The organism is Bacteroidota bacterium, assembly GCA_008933805.1.
In the GTDB taxonomy this organism is placed as follows: domain Bacteria; phylum Bacteroidota; class Bacteroidia; order UBA8524; family UBA8524; genus SB11.
The window spans coordinates 57,068-75,878 of record WBUH01000017.1; the positions used below are offsets into that span (position 1 = coordinate 57,068).

Sequence of the window (18,811 nt, forward strand, 5' to 3'; positions counted from 1 at the left end):
AGATGGGTTTTAACTCGAAATAAACCTGTCTTTACTAACCAAAAAGCAGGCTAAACAGCCTGCTTTTTTTGTTATTGGTTTTAGTAGTTGCACACATTATTTTTGAACCTTTATGCTTAGGAATATCCTTATACTGGCTAGTTGTATTTTATTGGCCTTTGGTTGTAAACAAGGCAATAAATCAACCGCAAAACAATTTAATGGGTATGCAGTTTGGGAAGAGGGTTTTACCACTTTTACCGATTGTAATACTGGAAAAGAATATTGGCTGAAGGATGCCACAGGCGAGTTGGCCAAACAATTAAATGGAGTTACCAAAGAGGCTTACCAGCCAGTTTTTGTTACCCTTGAAGGAGATTTATTACCCCCGTCTACGGTAGGGGTGGAGGCATCGTATGATAACGTGATGAACGTGAAAAAGGTAGTAGCTGTTCTTACCGAGGCCCCTAAAGAAGCTTGCAAAGTAAAAACCGGTAATGCTGTGTTTGATTGCAACGGCGAAAACTGGGAGTTGACCTTTGGACAAGACATAAAGTTTACCGCTAAAATGCCCAACGATACGTTGGTGTTCTTTTCATTAGCGCAGCCCGAAGCTCGCGACTCGGCAGGAATTGGCCGTATATTTTATACCCGTGCCGTCAACGAAAATTTCCAAGATATTCAAATAATAATTACTGAAAAACCTTGTAAGAACCCTACAGGCAAAATAAGCCGATTTAACGCCAAGGTGCTATTTGGCGGAGTAACATTTGAGGGTTGCGCAAAACTAAAAACATCCAAAATCCCTGATGAACAAAATTCAACTACTGGCTACAATGGTAGCACTGGCCGTGATGGCCGCCTGTGAGACTAAAGGACACGAGGGAGGGCTTACGCATGGTGATAATGCCGAAAAAATCCCTGATTCAACCATGCATGATTTGATGCCTTCGGATACACTATTTTACTTGGTGCAAGGGTTTGATAAAACCATTAACGGTTGTGTTAGCGATACGGCTGATTGTGCCAGTTTTAAATCAAGCTTTCCTGTAATTGAGGCTCGTTTACACGGACAAGTATCCGACTCGGTAAACAATTTTATCCGTCAGAAATTATACAGCCCGTTGATTGGTGACAGGCCTGCAAACGGCATCAACGACTTGTTGGCTCCATATTATGAAGCCTACGAACAGGCCAAGCGTGAGGGTGCAAACCGTGGCGAAACTTATACTCCGGCATGGTACTACAGTCGTTTCTTTACTGTAAATGAAAACACCCCGCGAATGTTTACGTTGGCTCACCACGAGCAAAGTTTTGCCGGTGGTGCACACCCTAATCAGTTTGTAAACTATTATCACTTTAACCCAAGCACAGGGGCACGTATGACTGCTGCCGATGTATTTAAACCCGGTTATCAGGCAGCCATTACTAAAATGGCCGAAAAGAAGTTTTTACGAAAAATGCAGCTACTCGCAGGGAGTAATCTTGAGGAGCAAGGCTTTTGGTTTAAAGACAATAAGTTCACCTTACCGTCTAACTTTTACATCACTGAAAATGGCATCAAATTCTTTTTCAACCCGTATGAAGTGGCAGCTTATGCTGTAGGTAAAATTGAAATGTCGTTTACCTATGCCGAGGTGGAAAGCTGGCTGCGTGATGAGTTTAATCCTAAAAAGATTGAAGAGAAGAAACAACACGAAGCCGCAGAGTCGGTAAAAGCGAAATAAAACTTCATTAAATATTTAAAGTATAAAGGCGCGAAACGTTTAACGTTTCGCGTCTTTGTGCTTTATAGGTAAGGAGTAGGCTTTACTCTGCCGAGTGTTGAAGCACGATTTTCTTCACCAGCGACTTATCGCCGTTTTTAATTTTCAGCAAGTAGAAACCCCCTGCTTGGTTGCTCAAATCCAATTGGCGGGTTTGCAGTCCTGTACCCTCGTTCACAAATTCCTCTTTATATATTTCTTTGCCTTGCAAGTCGGTAACCAACAGTTGCGTTTTACCTTTTTCAGCCAGTTCAAAATCCAACGCAAACTTGCCGTTACTTGGGTTGGGGTACACGTTCAGTTGGTTCACGGTCAGTTGTTTTTCATTCGCAGCCTTTTTAATCTCGGCGTTATTGTTCTTTTTCAACTCCTCTTTTGTAGGCTCTTCAAGGTTGATGAATGCAATAATTTTAACCATACGTACCTCAGCACCTTTAGGTAGGTTTTTCAACTCACTTTCAAGCATTTTACTGTCAATGCCCTCTGGCAGCAACTGCAATACATCGTGCAGGCTGTCAGTGTGCATACGCTTAATAATTACATTGTGTTGAATAGAAGTGTCATCACCGATAATTGTTACGTTATGTTCTTCAGATGTTTCGCCCTCAATTTTAATAGTAAAAGGCTCGTTGCCCATTTCACCCGGAAAAGCTCGTTTAATCATTATTTCCTTTCCTTGGGTGGTATCACCGTGCATAATCAAAATGTCTTTACCGTTTTCGGTGTCATCCAGTTTAAAGGTAAATTTTTCGGGCAATTTTCCTTCTTCCGATAGTTGTTTGATGTGTTGGTCGTGAAACTTGTGCAAATCCTCTTTGCTGTAAAAAACTGTATCAATACTAAAGGTTTTACCGTCCTCAACCTTCATAATTTTAATACGGTATTCTTCTTTTTTCTCAGCGGGTGTTTGTGCAACAACCGTGGTAGCGCAATGGCCCAACAGCAACATGGGCAGCAATGCCTTTACTAATGTGTTTGTTTTCATTTTATGTAACAGTTTAGTGTGTTTTACAAGTTCAAAACTACCAAGCCCGGCAGAGCCAAAGAGTTAACAAAACCTGTTAATGAAAAGTTAAAGTGCATGGCAAAGGCAAACCTGCATACTAATTTTGCCTTATTGAAACAACGTACTATAAATATTATTATCACTCTTAGCCTTTTGTGTGTGTTGGCGGTGCTGTTTTCACAAGGTATTTGGATAAGAAATTCATTAGCCATTGGTGAATCGAATTTTGACTATGCTGTTAACGAAGCGCTCAAACAAGTAGTGGCTAAGATGGAAAAGCAGAAGGTGTACCGAGTATTTAACCACCATACATCCAACGAGGGCTTTAAGGTGGATACGGCAAAAATGAACGTTATTAAAAGCGACTCTATTATTGAGATTAGAAGTATTAGCAGGGATACAGGCTATAATAAGCTTACCCACAAAACCCAAATCGTGTATTTAGATACCCTAAGCAAGGTAAGAAGTTGGGAACAGCGCATTGATAGTATTGTAGGGGATATTTTGGTAGATTTAAGCGTTGATTCACTGCATACGGCTGTGAGCTTGAAGCAACAAAACATTGATTCAACCATAAAAGAAGCATTGGAACAAAATGGTATCAATACAGGATTTGAGTGTGCCGTAAAAAATCATAGCGGAGAACTACTGCTTCATTCAGAAAATTTTGACAAGAATGCCCCTAATATTTATAAAACTGTTATGTCTCCCAACAGCCTTGCCCTGCACCGCAACGAACTGTTGGTACAAATACCGCAGGCTGATAAAAACCGTAAAATGTGGTCGTCGTCGTTGCGGGTGCTTATCCACTCAGCAGTTTTTGTGTTGTTTATTATGGTAACCTTTTGGCTAACCATTCGCACCATACTAAAGCAAAAGAAAATCAGCACGATAAAAAACGACTTTATCAATAACATGACCCACGAGTTCAAAACCCCCATTGCAACCATCGGGCTTGCCGCCGATGCGCTTAAAGAAACCGGAAGCGAACAAGTGGTGCATTTTGCTTCAATAATTAAGCAGGAAAGCCTGAACATGAATCAAAAGGTAGAAACCATATTGCAAATGGCGCTTTTGGAGCAACAGCAAGTGAAATTGGCATTGCGGGTACTAAACGTTCATACATTGTTAGAGCAGGCGCAGGCACATTTTGAACTGCAACTGAAAGCCAAGCAGGCTATTGTTAAAACAGACTTTGCGGCTACTATTCCCAATGTATTGGCCGATGCGTTGCACCTTACCAATGTATTTGCCAATGTAATAGATAATGCGCTGAAATACTCAGAAGGGCAACCTGTGCTGCACATAGTCACAAAAAACCAAGACGGGCAGGTTGTAATAAGCATAAGCGATGAAGGCATAGGCATGAGCAAAGAGGAGCAAAAACGTGTGTTTGATAAGTTTTATCGTGCCCAAAGCGGCAACATACACAACACCAAAGGGTTTGGGTTGGGGCTAAGTTATGCCTTGCAAATAGTGCAGTTGCATAAAGGCACTATCAGCCTTGAAAGCACAAAAAATAAAGGAACTGTAGTAACCATCAGCTTGCCTGTAATACATGAATAATAGCCCCCACATATTGTTGGTTGAAGACGATGTGAACTTCGGTTCGGTGCTGAAATCGTTTTTAGAGATGCACCAATACAACGTTACCCTGTGTGATAACGGCGAAAAGGGGTATTCTGCGTTTAGGGCAGGCAGTTTTGATATTTGCTTGGTAGATGTGATGATGCCCTACAAAGACGGTTTTACGTTGGTGCAGGAAATACGGAGGTTTGACAGCGTGGTTCCCGTAGTTTTTATTACAGCCAAAAGCATGAAACCGGATGTATTAAACGGATTTGAAGTGGGAGCGGATGATTACATTACCAAGCCGTTTGACAGTGAGATTTTATTACAGAAAATTAAAGCCTTATTACGCAGGAGTACTCGTAAAGCCTCAGAAGACATACAGGTTAGCGGAGAAATAGCCATAGGTGGTTTTGTGTTTAATACCCAAACCCGCGAGTTGCAGGGCTTTGGAAACATTGTTAATCTATCGCCGAAAGAAGCCGAACTATTAACCTTGCTTTGCAACGAGGGACAAACGTTGCTCGAAAGGCATAAGGCCCTTGTGAAGTTGTGGGGAGAAGACAGCTACTTTACTGCCCGCAGTATGGACGTGTACATCACCCGCTTGCGCGGTTACTTTAAACCCGATGCTTCTATCAGCATTATAAATGTCCAACGTAAGGGGTTCAGACTGGTCGTTAGTTAAGATTCCCAATCCCCAGTATCCAATCCCTAATACCCGTATTTCTCCTTCCACCTGTCTTTCAAAAACTTGCGGAGTTCGTTTTCGCGGGCATTGTTGCCGGGGTCGTATAGTTTAGTGCCGTTAATGGCTTCAGGCAAAAAGTCCATTTCAATAAAACTGTTGTCAAAGTCGTGGGCATATTTGTACTCTTTTCCATAGCCAATATTCTTCATCAGCTTGGTAACAGCATTGCGTAAATGAAGCGGTACGGGTAAATCGCCCGTTTTACGCACCAATTCAGCCGCTGCCCCAATAGCCACATACGAAGCATTGCTTTTAACCGAACTGGCCAAATACACCGCCGTTTGCGAGAGGATAATACGTCCCTCAGGCATACCAATCTGCGTAACTGCTTGGAAAGTGCTGCTTGCCAGCAGCAAGGCATTGGGGTTTGCATTGCCCACATCTTCGCTGGCAAAAATTACCATACGGCGGGCAATAAACTTAGGGTCTTCGCCACCTTCCAGCATACGTGCCAGCCAATACACAGCCCCGTTCGGGTCGCTGCCCCGCATCGATTTTATAAACGCCGAAATAATATCGTAGTGCTGCTCCCCGCTTTTATCGTACATCGCCATTTTGTTTTGCGCCGCCGCCATTACCGCTTGGTTATTCAACACTCGCTTGTTACCCGTTTGTTGGTTAATGGTAAGCTCCAGCAGATTCAACAGCTTGCGTCCGTCGCCACCGCTCAGATGAAACAAAGCATCCGTTTCCTGCACCTCAATCTCCAGTGTCTTTAGCACTTCATCGGTAGCAATGGCTCGGTTTAATATCTCGCCCAATTCTTTATCGCCCAACGATTTCAGAATATACACCTGACATCTTGATAGTAACGCCGAAATCACCTCAAACGATGGGTTTTCAGTGGTAGCCCCCATCAGTATTATTTTACCCCGTTCTACCGCCGCCAGCAAAGCATCCTGTTGGGCTTTGTTAAAGCGGTGTATCTCGTCAATAAATAAAATGCTTTTACCCACCGTATCGGCTTGGTCAAATACAGCGCGCACTTCCTTCACCCCCGATTGGATGGCACTAAGGGCAAAAAACGGCAACTCCATATAATTGGCAATCAGTTGTGCCAACGTGGTTTTACCCACCCCCGGAGGTCCCCAAAAAATCAGTGAGGGTACAGTTCCGTTTTCAATGGCTTTGCGCAATACAGCACCTTCGCCTACAAGGTGTTCCTGTCCGGTATATTCATCCAGCGTTTGCGGGCGCAACCGCTCTGCCAAAGGAGGTAATTGGGTATTCATAATTCAGTTGACATTTAACAGTAAACAAAGCGGGTTTGTTTAAAAATTAAACAATATTGCGCGTGAAATTTAGTGAAGTTATCTGAATGAATTTGGTTTTAGAACCTAATAATTCTATGTGTACACTTATGAGGGATGTCTGTTATTAGTTGATATTCGTTGTATTGTAATAAAGAATGAATACCTTATAATGCAATTAAAAAAGACAAGGATTAAATTGAAAAGTTTTTTAAGTATTGTAAATACGGCAGCTATTTTGTTTGTTTTATCATCTTCATGTAATAAAGAAGAAAAGAATTGTGGTTGCACAGATGTTGAGGCGTACAATTATAACAGTAAAGCTAATTGTGATGACAGCTCATGCACCTATAAAGGCAAAGCGACTTTTTGGATATATGATCAAACTTGGGGAATGACTTCTAGAGTTGTTGTGAAATTAGAAGGTGTTTCAGAATCACAAATGATAACAATGTCTTATATTCCCATAACAGCCCCATATTACTGCAATGCAAACGGATGTGCAAATTTTACTTTACCTGTTGGGAAGTATAAGTATGAAGCTAAACTATTAACAGGCAGTATAAGACCTGATACGACGTTTAATGGTACAATAAATGTTGAAAAGAATAGCTGTACATTAGTAAAGTTTGAAAGGTGATAGCGCATCTAATGTTGACTAAAGTATACTAAGATTATACAGGAATGAAAACCAAACAGGAAATAGTAGAGAATTGGTTGCCCAGATACACGGGCAGTGAACTGAAAGATTTTGGTGAATATATTTTGCTTACCAATTTCAGTGGGTATGTGGAGATGTTTGCCGCTCATTTCGGGGTGGAGATAATGGGGGAGGGCAAGCCCATGCAAACGGCCACTGCCGAAGATATTACCATGATAAATTTTGGGATGGGCAGCCCGAATGCGGCTACAGTGATGGACTTACTGAGTGCTATCGACCCGAAAGCGGTGTTGTTTTTGGGCAAGTGCGGCGGGTTGAAAAAGAAAAACCAGATTGGTGATTTGATATTGCCTATTGCGGCGATACGTGGCGAGGGTACATCTGACGATTATTTTCCGCCGGAAGTGCCTGCTTTGCCTGCATTTGCTTTGCAAAAGGCCATTAGCACTACTGTTAGAGATTTTAACCGTGATTACTGGACGGGAACGGTGTATACCACCAACCGTCGCGTGTGGGAACACGATGAGGAATTTAAAGAATACCTTACCAAGGTGCGTGCAATGGCTATTGATATGGAAACTGCCACGGTGTTTAGTGTAGGCTTTGCCAACGAGATACCTACGGGAGCTTTATTACTGGTGAGCGACCAACCTATGGTGCCCGAAGGTGTGAAAACGGCTGAAAGCGATAAAAAGGTTACGGCAAATTTTGCCAAGGAGCATGTGTTAATAGGGGTTGATTCGCTGCGGAAATTGAGGGATAACAATATAACGGTGAAACACCTGAAGTTTTAAACAGAGGCTATTCTTGCGGAAGCAAATCACGCTCTAAGAATTCCACTTTGGCTTCTTCTGTATTCAAAACATCAAAGCCGTATTGTTCATCAAGCAATGATTTAAACCTATTTTTCAATTCGGGGAACTCAGTAATAAACTCCTGAAAGGTGTTTGATACTGATTTTTGCATGAAATGGTTTACTGTTTTTACCGCGGCTACTGTAAGGGTTTGGTTAAACTTCTCCTCACGACCCAATGAACGGGCGTAGTTCTTAATTTGGGCACACAGGTTAATAATGGCCCTATTCATACCGTACTTGTTGATGTGTATCCACGCTAAGCGAATATGGGCTTCGTGGGTAAAAAGTGCAGCGGGTAATGTGCACTGTTCAAACTGAACTTCAAGTTCGTAATCGGGTAGTTTATGATGTGCTTCCATTTGTTATTTGATAGACAGTAACTTTTCAGAAATTGTTGCGTATCCTCATGCAATTAAAAATCATAACCAAGTGAAAATTGAGTAAGGCGGTCTTTTACAACTCCGTTCTCTATACCCCAAGCAAAATCAAGACGTAAATAATAACCAAACAAACGGGTGCGAAGTCCCAAACCGGTACTGGCCACCACTGGGCTCACGGCATCGGTAAGCGTTACTACATAGGCTCCGCCGTCAACCACACGGGTGTTATAAGGCTGTTCGTTAAACGGTGACGTTCCGTACCATGCCGTACCCAAATCAAAAAAGGGCACAATCATAAAATTACGTAAATAATCGGCACGTACCGGTTTTTGGGTAACATAGGCAGCTACAGGAATTCTTACTTCTGTATTTAGTAGCGCATAGTTACTGCCGTTGCGTATGTTTTGTATAAACCCGCGCAAGCTGTTGGCCTGCATTTGATACAGGTATTGGCTTCCTTTTCCGCGAGAAATAGTACTGTTATAAGAAGGCCCTAGCCAGTTTTCTACACCGCCTATGTAATACTGCATTTTGGTAGCACCTACCGAGGCATTGGCCGTAAACCGTGTAGCCCAGATAATCTTGTGATGAAGTTTAACGTATTTGCGATAGTCAAGCCCCAAGTTTATCATTTGGCGGTTATTGCCGCTAACCCCTTGGTACAACTCGCCAAACAGTTTAAAGCGTGAACCGTAGGGCAGGTTGATGTCGATATTTTTAGTGTTGTCAAACACTAACTCTGCTTTGGTAGCTATCCAGTTGTAATAAAAATCAGGTGTACTTAGCGAAGCGCTATCAGTACCTAACACAACGTTACGGTCTTGCCTGCCCAGCAAGTGCAAGCGCAGCGAGGCGGTTTCGTTAAAAGGCAGTTTAGCGGCCACACGACCTTCGTTAATTAATTGGCGGCTGATAGTAGGGCCGTCGTTCCTACGCGATTGACGGAAAAACGAAGCCTCCCAATTAATAGGGTGCTTGCGGTTTTGGTAGTCAATAAAATAATCACTTCCGGTTAGTGAGAACGGAAAACGTACCCCTGCACTTACACGGTGGTTGCCCAATAAATCACTAATGGCCGTTTTAACTTGGAACACAAGGTTCATATTGGCAAACGGACTTGGCCCTTGTCCGTTGGTATTCAGGTGGTAATAAGTGTGTAAAATGCTGTTGTCAATCTGCGATACATAGTAATCTGGGAACATGGCCGTGAAAAAGTTACCTGTTACGGCATTTTCTTGCAGCGCACTACCGCTTTTGGCCTTGCGGTTAAGTATATAATCAGCAGGGAAACGGGTTTGGAAAAAGTATTTTCCTGTATCAACCGGCAATTTATCAACCGAGTCTTTGGGCACTATGGTAAAATTGGCTTGCTCTACTACGATGTCTTCTTCTTTCTTCTCGGGAGGGACAACAATAGATGTTTCAGGAGGAATATCCCCGTAAAAGTAGTTCATCTCCGTTTCAAGCCTGTAACCCGTGGGTACAATGTTTATGTATTCCGCATCGGCTTCAACCTCTTCTGATATATTGGTTTCAAAAATCTGATAGCGGTCATTAAACATTAGCAGGTTGTATTCAGCATCGTCGGTACTGGCAAGGTCGCGCCCTAAAATATTGCGTTTGTAGTTGGTAAGCGGATAATACCGGTAAGAATTGGCAAACGTATTGGCAGCGTCAATCGATACGATGGTGCTATCCGTAGTTGAGTACGTTTTGCCGTTGATGATAACACTTTGCAACGAGCCAGTAGGGAGTAATATTTTACTGTGCAACGTATCAATACGGCCATTGGCGTATTTTATAAAAGCGCGCCCTTCTTTAAACACCACAGTATCTTTACAAGCATAGGCATTATAAATACCACTGATGTCAGACACAAACGAATAGAAACCAGGTAGGTAAAACACGGGTTGCATTTCGTTTATCTCAGGGGTATTGGTAATGCGTTTCAGTACGTTGTTTTTAGTAGTGTAGTTATACAAAAACACATCAAAACTGCCTTCGTAATCAGCGTCCTTCAAAAAGCTGGGACTAAACGATAAAGTATCGTACGGACGGTTAGAGCTGAATATCAACTGCGATTGGTCAGCATTAAAACGCGGCCATAAATCGTCAAAAATATCATCCGTCAGTTGGGTGAGTGCTTCACTGGTTAAATCGTACAGATACAAATCTGTTTGACCGTTTTTAATGGCCGAAATCAGCAGCGTATTATTATCCGCAAAGTCATAGCTCAACACTTGGTCTATCTTGTCAGAGATAACGTAGCGTTGGGTTATTTTTTCATTGGCATCAATCTTCACAAGGCGGGTTTTGCCACGTTCGTAATAAAGCACCCCTATGTTTTTTCCGCCGGGTTCCCATGCAAGCACAGGGTAGTTGTAGTTAATTACCTGGTACCCTTCGTGCTTACCGCCTGTAAAAATGGTCGATTCTTTCTTATCCCGCTTATCGTATATCTTCACCTGCCAATACCCGTTTTTGTTCATCACAAACGCCACCCTTTTACCGTTGGGGTGTGTTTTTAGTTGGGTATGGGGATAGCCTGAAACCTTATCGGGAATGTTCAGCAGTTTGCGGGGCACTTCGCGTTCGTTCTCACTATCCTTATATTTCTTTTCGTAATGTGCCAGCCAATCGTTTATCAATGCACTGCCGGATATGCCCAATACAAAATTAAAAGCACCCTCATAGCCTTTGCTAAGGCGGGTATAGTGCAATATTTCAGAAATGTATTTATCGCCGTATTTATCGCCTATGTAATTCCAAATACTATGGCCTGCTACAATAGCATCTTCCTCGCTCAGCCAGTTAAAATTTTTGTATTTACCTGATAAAATACCATCGCGAACGCGGCTATCAATATCCGTGTCCCAAGGGTTGGCTGCGTAAGCCGTTAAGCCTTTAAAAAACCACGACGGCAAAAACAATAAGCTTGACGATTGTACCCGCTCTTGTATAGTGTTGCCATAAATCATCTCACTAAGTATAATTTCGGCAATACCGCGTTTTATTTGTTGCTCAAAATTGGCGTGGGTTCCGTCGTACCAAGCAATCACTTTATTATCTACCACATAGGTGTAGCCGCCCACATTGTATAACTGTTCTTGTAGTCCGGTATTGCTTTGGCGCAGGTCTTCAATGGTGTTAAAAACAATAATTTCAACCTTACCGCCTACACGGTACGAGAACAGGTTTTCAATATCGCTGATGTTTTCCTCTGCCGTTTCGCGGGCAAATTCAGCAAGGTTTTTCCCACCTTGATAATAAAAGGCGTCAACGTTTTCGGTACTAAGTACCTGCCAATCGAAGTTTTTAAACGGAAGGCGGTTTTGACCGAAAGTGGTATTTACTCCTTGCGCCTTTGCAGACCCGAAGGCGATGAATAAAACAATAGATATATATATACTTCGCAAAGGAATGGACATGCTAATAGCAAACTTACTTATTTTATAAGTATAAACTGTTTATGGGGGCAAATTGTTGTAGTAAACGCAATTTTATAGACATACGGTTGTAGCAGAAACAACTATTTTTGAACCCTGTTTATGAAGGTAAAATACTTTACGTTTAATTTTTTTGGTGAGAACACCTACGTGTTGTACGATGAAACGGGTGAGTGTGTGATTGTTGACCCAGGATGTTATACCGCCGAAGAAGAAATGGCTCTTGCGGGGTTTATTGAAGAAATGCAGCTTACCCCTGTTAAATTACTTAATACACATTGCCATATCGACCATATTTTGGGAAATGATTTTGTGGCAAGAAAATACGGACTAGAGCTGTATTGCCATCCATACGAGATAGATTGGTTAACCCAAGCACCCCATTACGGTTTGGCAATGTACAATGTACGGGTAACTCCTTCGCCGCAGCCTGCCGGATTTTTAGAGGAAGGTGATATAGTAACGTTTGGAAATACAGAGCTGCAGGTATTGTTTGCCCCCGGTCACTCGGTGGGTAGTATTGTGTTTTATGATGCAGCGAGTAAAAAGGCAATTGTGGGCGATGTTATTTTTAACCGCAGTGTTGGCCGTACTGATTTACCGGGTGGTAATACCCAAACGCTAATGCAGTCTATCAAAACAAAAATATACACCCTGCCCGATGATACGGTGTTGTACCCCGGTCACATGGAGCCGACGACGGTAGGAGAGGAGAAGTTATACAATCCCTTTGTGAGAGGATAAACCAAGCACTATAAAAGAAAAAGCCCGAAAGAGATTCTCTTTCGGGCTTTTTTTATACGGTAACCGAAGCATTATTTGGTTTCGGTGTTGTTTTGAGATTTAAAGGCATCCAAGTTAAAGTGCAAGGTAAACCTAAGTGTGTTTTGTAAGGGGTGGCGTTGTTGTATTGGAGCAAGGTAAGCTGCATCTATACCAAACACCTTGTATTTAATACCCACACCAAAGGTTAAGTATTTACGGTTACCCTTATCAGGGTGTTCGTAAAAGAAACCCATACGGGCCGCCAACAATTTATCGTACCAATATTCTACACCGGCACCAATGTTAATTTCTTGAAGTTCTTCTTTAAAACCGTTTGGAGCATCGGTAAATGATTGCAACATACCTTGAATAACTGGCACATTCGGGTCTTTACCTTTTAGGATGATGGGCTTGCCATCAGGTCCTATTTTAGCAGTACCGTTGGGGTTACGGTCATATACAGGGTTGCTGGGTATCAACAATTTATTAAAGTCAAGCAAAAAGCCTACATCATTGTGTTCGTCAACAATGTACTTAGCATAACCGCCTATTTTAAGGTTTGTAGGAATGAATTGACGGTTGGCAGTGGTTGAATAAGTGATTTTGTTACCGATGTTAGAAATGTTGGCACCAAAAGCGTACTCAAGTTTTTTACCTTCAATTTTGGTACTGCGCCTGTAATAGGCCGATACGTCAGCCGCACCTGCAACACCTGAGTTTGAAGTAGCACCGCTTTGTTGCAAGCCACCTGTAAGGTTTGAGTAGATAAAACGACCCGTTACACCCATTGAGAAGTATTTTGAAAGCTGGGTGGCATAGGTTACATCTACTGCAAACTCATTGGGGTTGAATGAACCTAATGAGTTACCCTGTATATCAGTAAAGTTGATAGTACCCAATGAAAAATAGCGCAATGAAGCAGCCATAGTGCTTCGGCTGTTAATACGGCCATATCCTGTAAAATACAAGAAGTTTACGTCGTTTACCAATTGGCGCAGCCACGGGGTAACACCTGTTGATACACCACCTTTGTCTTGAATAAAAGCATACTTAGAGGGGTTCCAATGGGTTGAGTTTGCATCGGGGGTGAGGGCAACGCCCGCATCACCCAATGCACCCGAACGTGCATCAGTACTTATAAGCAAAAAGGGTACTGTGGTAGTTATAACAGTACGGTTTGTAAATTGGCCCTGAGCAAATGCCGGAGCAGCAAGCACAAGTAACAAAGCTCCGGAGATTAGTTTTTTAATCATTCCTACAAAAATTCTAATTGGCAAATATATTATTTAGCCCTACAATCTTATTTAATTAATACCATTTTCTCTGTTTGTTCAACGGTATCGTTTCCACAACGCACTTTCACCCTGAATAAGTATAATCCTTGTGAAATATTATTGCCATAATCATTGGCTATATCCCACTCAAGCCCGTCAACATTGGCGCTTGCATTTGGTATTACCGTATTCATGCTTTTTAATAATTGTCCGTTTAAAGTGTATATCTCTATATCAACGGTCAACTCTTTACCTTGTTTGTTGTGTTCAAAATAAAAGGTGGTTTTATCAGTAAAGGGGTTCGGGTAGTTCATCAAACGTTTGATAGCCAGTTTTTCAGAGTTTTCAACCACAAACTCGGTATATCCTTCTGCTGAGTTATTGTAAACGTCCCATACTTTTACTTTAATGCTGTGCAAACCTTCGCTCAGTCCGCTTAACGGATAGCGGATTTCGCCTGATTGGTAGCTGTCAAGTGTAGCTTGGTAGTAATCATTCAAAATCATCATAGAGCCACGGTCGCCATCCAATATAGCTGTTAAATCACGGCCTATACCGTTACCTGTGGTATTAATTCCGTTTAAGTCGGTAACCAAAGCCAATAAGGTAGGGCTTTCATTGGTTTCACCACCAAAGCGGAAGGTAGTGTCATTCATAAACAATCGTACTGTAGGTCCTTTAACATCAACCGGAGCACCCTGTTCAGTGCCAATTACCACAAGGCTGTCGTAATATCCGTGTGCATCAATATCTGAAGTGTTTGCGTAGTAGCTTATTTTAGAACTACCCTTGCTGTAAGAAATGTCTTGGGGAACGATGAAGCTAAACTCAAACGCGCCGTTTTTCACACTGGCTTTTCCTTTGTAAATAATGTTTTTATACATACCAAAGGGTAGCTTGTTACTGGTAGGGTCGTTGGCAAGAGTTGTCAATTTGCTTTCTTTGTCAAAAACGATGGGGTAAACGATGCCGTTAAAATCGGTTAATAGGTTGCCGTTGTGGTCCTGTACTTCACCTTTAATAGTAACTTTTGAAAGGGCTTTAGCAGTATCGCTAACGCTGCCGTTGGCAGGGGTGCCGTTAATTTCAGTCGTTACTACTTTTTGAGAAGGATAGGCCAAAGTAACAGCAGGGTCGCCCAGCAATGTAAAATTGCGGCTGTTTAGTGATAACTCTTTGTTTTTAGCGGTTCTAAACACGTCGCCTAAACGGGGAACGCGTCCATTGTGCAGTGAAAAAATGTTCTTTTCATACACAGCTCTATTAAGAATATGATTGGGGTATTGGTAAACCAATCGAACGGTGGTAAATAATGCAATACCGCCACCGTTGGGGTTTAGCAGCACTAATTCTCCTGCCGATGTTCTGCCCGGGTCGTCAAAACGGCTAAACTCGCAAGTAGCAGTAATAAACAAAGGCATGTTGTAGGGGTTGGTCCAAGCATTAATCATAGGTATATCTATAATTTGCTCGTGGGCCAAGCCTAACTCGCCACCGTGGCCGTTGTAATTAACAGTTAATGCCCCTTGGGTTACCCTTCTTGTAATTTGTTTGTTTACATCGGGGTAGCGGGTTCCGTTTCCTACAGATACTTGTTTAAAAGCATCTAAGTATATCTTATCAGTGTTATAGTTACGAAAATCTTTTTCTACAATGCCTGAAAAGGTTTGACCGTCTTTAAAGTGCTCGTTACCATCTTCATCATCGGCAATAAAACACACTTCATTTCTCCAGCTGCCAAAGCTTTTGTTGTTGGTGTAGCGTATTACTTTATCAACCATTTGTTGGGCTTGCTCGGCCGTTTGTACGGGGAACCTTCCTACTCCAATATCACTGGTTTCATCAGGCCCGCCATTTTCATCCCATTCACCCTCGCTGTCATCCATGTGGGTAAAGAAATCGTCTGAACAATATGAATACACAGGACTGTGTATGTTTCTGCTTTGGTAGGTGGGCACAAAATTGGTATTCTTTGCCAATCGGTCTTTATAATCGTACGATGCATCACCGAACATTAATAAGTAACGGATACTGTCTGTTTGGCCGGGACGGTCGTAAAACATTTTCAAAAAGTTACGGATAGCACTCACATCCTGCTTCCCCGATGAAAATTCATTATACACTTGTTGTGGAGTTACCACCACGGTATTCAGTCCGTCAAAATCTTTGTGGTGTTCAGCCAGTTTTTCAGCAGCCTTTAAAAAGTCAGGGTGGGCAACAATAACCATTTCAACATTGCGCAACCCGTGCAGGTTTTGGTTTTCAACAGCAGTTATGGCTTCGGGGCGTAAAAGGGTGGCATCGTCAAAGGCAACAAACGTGCGCAGTTTCTTAGTTTCTAAGGTAAAACGCCGTTGTTGTCCGTTTTTTCTGTGGGTTTGTCGTTGAGCATTTATGGGTGAGGTAACTTCCCAGATAGAAATGTTTTGACCGTTATCGTCAAAAACAAACTCGGTTAGGTTAGCACCGCCTATATTTTTATTGTCACGAATGATAACTTGCCCTCCACCGTTAAAACGCATTTGGCGGCGTGCAGCAATCTCAAAAAAGTTGAGCCATGCAGTGCAAGTAGGAGCAGGTTTATTAAGCGAGTAACGAAGATTAAGTGTATTACCGGTTACAAAAAATGAACCTTCGGTAGTGTCGGGAGTATCAATATAGTTGCCTTCGTAGCTAAAGGTAATACCATCAATAAGGTGATTCAATACCGGTTGACCGTTACAAGTGGTAAACACCGACATATTAACGGGAGTGCGTCCGATAACTTGTGAACGCATTTTTACAGGTTGGGCAATATCAAGGTCGGGTATTTCAAACGAGTAGTCGTACGAAAGTACCTTATCAAACTTTTCGCCAAACCATTCCCTGCCTGATTCTAAAAGGTTTTCTAAATCCTTTTCCTGAAAATAAAGCACATCACAGGTTGTAGAGGTATTAGTTGGTGTACCTGCATCTTCAGCTTGGTCGGCAATCCTTTTTCCGCCGGCAGCACCCACGGTTATATAGTAGTAGTTGCGGTCAGCATATTTGTGCGGGCGGTGTTTATACTTTAATGTAGTATAGTCAAACTCCCATACGTTTGGTCCTTCGGCATAAAACAGCAGGTAGTCGTTTCCGTCAAACTTTCCGTTTTGATTAAAATCTTTTACTTCAATTGGGTTCTCAACCAAATCATCGTTTTTAGTACCCAAATTAGACTGAGGGAGCATACCGCCGCCGTTACCATATAAACGAACAGCAGTAATGTCAGCACCGTTTGCATCCAACCCGGCATCGGCCAGTTGTGAAACTGTAACCCTGTGCACGCCTTCCTTAGCAACCGTTACCTTGGCCCATTTTCCGCTTGCCAGCACTGAGTTTTCCGCCCAGGTATAAGCAGCCGCAGTGGTAGCTTCTAATGAAGGTGTAGCGGTGAGCGTTATAGTAAATGATGTGATTTTCTTTACCTCGCCTGTACTATTATCTACCACCAACGGAATGAACAGCAAGCGACCTGCCGGTTTTCTGTTGAGTGTTAAATAATAAATAGTAGGGGTAAACTTATCAGGTGCATCAGCAGGGTTGATGGCCGCAAGTTCTTCGGGCAACAACGGCGCAGTTTCATAAGCCGTCAGTTCTGCCGATACTTTTGCAGGGTAATCCAACTCAAAGATATGAGAATACGATGGGGTAGGCGAGGCAACATTTTGCAAACTTGCGTTATCAAAGGTTATGTAAGGCTTACCTTCTTGCCCTTCAGCGGGTTTCACCACATGCCAGTTTATAGTTTGGCTAATGGTAAATACCTTCTGAGCTTGAGCAGAACTCAAGAAAAGGGCAATAAAAATTAACAAAAACTGTATTTTTAAAGTCTTCATGTTGTAACTTGCAAGTTGAACAATATTTTTTATAAATAAAGCGTTAAATGTGATGTTGCAATAACGTATAATTGCAAAGGTATAGTATGACGTTTTTACACACATAAGATACATACGATATATATGACCCAATATTTACTTAAAATGTTTAACAGCGTTAAAAATTTTGTTGCCGTGATAGCACTAATGCTTACTGCTATTGCTGCAAACGCACAGGATCCTGAATTTACGCAATTTTACGCAGCCCCCATATACACCAACCCTGCTTTGGCAGGTACTGCTGCTTGCGACGAAAGGCAAGCCGGCGGACGTATGGTGCTTAACTACCGTAACCAATGGCCCAGCTTACCCGGTACCTTCCGTACTTTTGCGGCTTCATTCGACCAACATGTGGACGGAATGAACGGTGGTGTTGGACTTATGGCTATGCGTGATGTGGCCGGTGACGGTTTGCTTACCACTACTTCGGTAAGCGGTGTGTATTCATACATGGCTTTGTTTGGCGGACGTAAAAGCAGCAAAAGGTTTGCTTTGCGTTTAGCTATTCAGGCAGGTTTGATGCAACGTGCCATTGATTTTAACAAATTGCGCTTTAGCGATCAGATTTTACCTAAAAAAGGATTTGTGTTGGATACAAAAGAGTCGTTTCCTAATAACTCAGTATCGTTCCCTAACTTTTCAGCAGGTGCTTTAATTTACTCTGGATCGTTTTATGCCGGTGTAGCAGTACACAATATAAATGAGCCTAACCAATCGTTTTTCAAAAACACCGACAGCGGTACTACATTGCCTCGCCGTTATACCGTGCATGCAGGTACAGTAATTCCGTTGAAGAAAACCAAGAAAAACCAAGAGCCCGAAATGACCATATCTCCCAATATTTTAATTATGACCCAGCAAAAGTTTTTCCAAACTAATATTGGGTTTTATTTAAATAAAGGACCTTTTGTGGCAGGTTTGTGGTTCCGTCAAACAGCACCAAACTCTGATGCTTTGATAGCTTTGGTAGGCTTCCGCTACCAACAATTTAAATTTGGTTATAGCTATGATATTACCGTATCGTCGGCGCGTTCTGCTGCGCCCGGCTCGCACGAAATTTCAGCCTCGGTTGAGTGGTGCGTGCGCAGTTCAAAACGATGGAAAAGATTAGTTTGTCCTGGATTTTAAAAAAAATATTTATACTTGCATAATTTTGCTTTAGTGAAAACCGTTTAAAATTAAAGCTGAACACTTAACACAATGATGAAAATA

At 42.3% G+C, this 18,811-nt stretch carries 14 protein-coding genes; 8 read left to right on the forward strand and 6 right to left on the reverse strand.

Going from position 1 to position 18,811, the window contains the following annotated elements; all coding sequences use genetic code 11:
* The first annotated feature begins 112 nt into the window (after positions 1 to 112).
* Complete coding sequence (locus tag F9K23_15315; GenBank protein KAB2914079.1) at positions 113 to 847, forward strand: hypothetical protein; 735 nt, start codon at positions 113 to 115, stop codon at positions 845 to 847.
* Complete coding sequence (locus F9K23_15320) at positions 789 to 1,706, forward strand: DUF3298 and DUF4163 domain-containing protein (protein KAB2914080.1); 918 nt, start codon at positions 789 to 791, stop codon at positions 1,704 to 1,706. Before F9K23_15315 ends, F9K23_15320 begins: the two co-directional genes overlap by 59 nt.
* 82 nt (positions 1,707 to 1,788) lie before the next feature.
* On the opposite strand, the gene F9K23_15325 is transcribed toward F9K23_15320, so the two are convergent.
* Positions 1,789 to 2,730, reverse strand: a complete 942-nt coding sequence (locus F9K23_15325; protein ID KAB2914081.1) for a T9SS type A sorting domain-containing protein — start codon at positions 2,728 to 2,730, stop codon at positions 1,789 to 1,791.
* 96 nt (positions 2,731 to 2,826) lie between these two features.
* Between F9K23_15325 and F9K23_15330 the strand changes: the two genes are divergently transcribed.
* Together F9K23_15330 and F9K23_15335 are read left to right on the forward strand one after the other, a co-directional pair.
* A complete protein-coding gene (locus F9K23_15330; GenBank protein ID KAB2914082.1) occupies positions 2,827 to 4,317 on the forward strand; it encodes a HAMP domain-containing histidine kinase in 1,491 nt (496 codons plus the stop codon).
* On the forward strand, positions 4,310 to 5,008 hold the full coding sequence (locus F9K23_15335; GenBank protein ID KAB2914083.1) for a response regulator transcription factor: 699 nt from the start codon (positions 4,310 to 4,312) through the stop codon (positions 5,006 to 5,008). The genes F9K23_15330 and F9K23_15335 overlap by 8 nt, the downstream gene beginning before the upstream one ends.
* 26 nt (positions 5,009 to 5,034) lie before the next feature.
* Here the strand turns inward: F9K23_15335 and F9K23_15340 are convergent, their stop codons facing one another.
* Positions 5,035 to 6,303 carry a replication-associated recombination protein A gene (locus tag F9K23_15340; protein KAB2914084.1) on the reverse strand — a complete coding sequence of 423 codons (1,269 nt, stop codon included), beginning with the start codon at positions 6,301 to 6,303 and terminating at the stop codon, positions 5,035 to 5,037.
* A gap of 190 nt (positions 6,304 to 6,493) precedes the next feature.
* On the opposite strand from F9K23_15340, the gene F9K23_15345 reads away from it, so the two are divergent.
* Both F9K23_15345 and F9K23_15350 read left to right on the forward strand, forming a co-directional pair.
* Entirely contained in the window at positions 6,494 to 6,961 is a 468-nt protein-coding gene (locus F9K23_15345; GenBank protein KAB2914085.1) for a hypothetical protein, read from the forward strand.
* 44 nt (positions 6,962 to 7,005) lie between these two features.
* Positions 7,006 to 7,776 carry an AMP nucleosidase gene (locus F9K23_15350; protein ID KAB2914086.1) on the forward strand — a complete coding sequence of 257 codons (771 nt, stop codon included), beginning with the start codon at positions 7,006 to 7,008 and terminating at the stop codon, positions 7,774 to 7,776.
* A gap of 7 nt (positions 7,777 to 7,783) precedes the next feature.
* Here F9K23_15350 and F9K23_15355 read toward each other — a convergent pair whose 3' ends face one another.
* Entirely contained in the window at positions 7,784 to 8,197 is a 414-nt protein-coding gene (locus F9K23_15355; GenBank protein KAB2914087.1) for a hypothetical protein, read from the reverse strand.
* Between the two features lie 53 nt (positions 8,198 to 8,250).
* A complete protein-coding gene (locus tag F9K23_15360) occupies positions 8,251 to 11,646 on the reverse strand; it encodes a hypothetical protein (protein KAB2914088.1) in 3,396 nt (1,131 codons plus the stop codon).
* A gap of 120 nt (positions 11,647 to 11,766) precedes the next feature.
* On the opposite strand from F9K23_15360, the gene F9K23_15365 reads away from it, so the two are divergent.
* Positions 11,767 to 12,408: an MBL fold metallo-hydrolase gene (locus tag F9K23_15365; protein KAB2914089.1), complete on the forward strand. Its 642-nt coding sequence runs from the start codon at positions 11,767 to 11,769 to the stop codon at positions 12,406 to 12,408.
* 71 nt (positions 12,409 to 12,479) lie between these two features.
* Here the strand turns inward: F9K23_15365 and porV are convergent, their stop codons facing one another.
* Together porV and porU are read right to left on the reverse strand one after the other, a co-directional pair.
* Positions 12,480 to 13,682 (reverse strand): type IX secretion system outer membrane channel protein PorV, encoded by a 1,203-nt coding sequence (porV, locus tag F9K23_15370; protein ID KAB2914090.1) that lies wholly within the window; start codon positions 13,680 to 13,682, stop codon positions 12,480 to 12,482.
* Between the two features lie 47 nt (positions 13,683 to 13,729).
* A complete protein-coding gene (porU, locus tag F9K23_15375; GenBank protein ID KAB2914091.1) occupies positions 13,730 to 17,674 on the reverse strand; it encodes a type IX secretion system sortase PorU in 3,945 nt (1,314 codons plus the stop codon).
* A 9-nt stretch (positions 17,675 to 17,683) separates the two neighbouring features.
* Between porU and F9K23_15380 the strand changes: the two genes are divergently transcribed.
* Entirely contained in the window at positions 17,684 to 18,727 is a 1,044-nt protein-coding gene (locus F9K23_15380; GenBank protein ID KAB2914092.1) for a type IX secretion system membrane protein PorP/SprF, read from the forward strand.
* Positions 18,728 to 18,811: the final 84 nt, after the last annotated feature.